Raw genomic sequence first — 394 nt, forward strand, 5'->3', positions numbered from 1 at the left:
ACTTGAAAACTATACTAATCCTACACAACTTTCCCAGCTTTATTTGAATGGTCTTGCAGGAAAAAACCACTTTGCTATGCGTTTTTACTATTTCAACGTTCAAGATTTAATCTTAAATGATCCCGATTATGAGCGACACTCTCGGCTAGCCTGGGTTCTCCCCAGCATTTATTATTCTTTCACACCAAATCAATCAATTTATACTGGAATGCTCACTTTTCACAGCAATATGCAATCGATTTATCGTCGTCATGCTGACTTGAGATCTCCCGAATGGAACGGAACACCTCTCACCGCTGCTAGGCTTTCTGGTATGGCGGGCAACAATTTTTGTGTAATAAATGAACATGCATTGGTAAAAGACTTTTAAAACTGTGTACGTTGCAAATTATAC

1 pseudogene is annotated in these 394 nt (G+C 38.6%); it reads left to right on the forward strand.

The window, feature by feature from the left end:
* Positions 1–367 (forward strand): annotated as a pseudogene (locus J7R10_RS09375) (LPS-assembly protein LptD); the annotation flags it as partial.
* Positions 368–394 lie beyond the last annotated feature (27 nt).

It is taken from the genome of Bartonella vinsonii subsp. berkhoffii ATCC 51672 (assembly GCF_902825225.1).
In the GTDB taxonomy this organism is placed as follows: domain Bacteria; phylum Pseudomonadota; class Alphaproteobacteria; order Rhizobiales; family Rhizobiaceae; genus Bartonella; species Bartonella berkhoffii.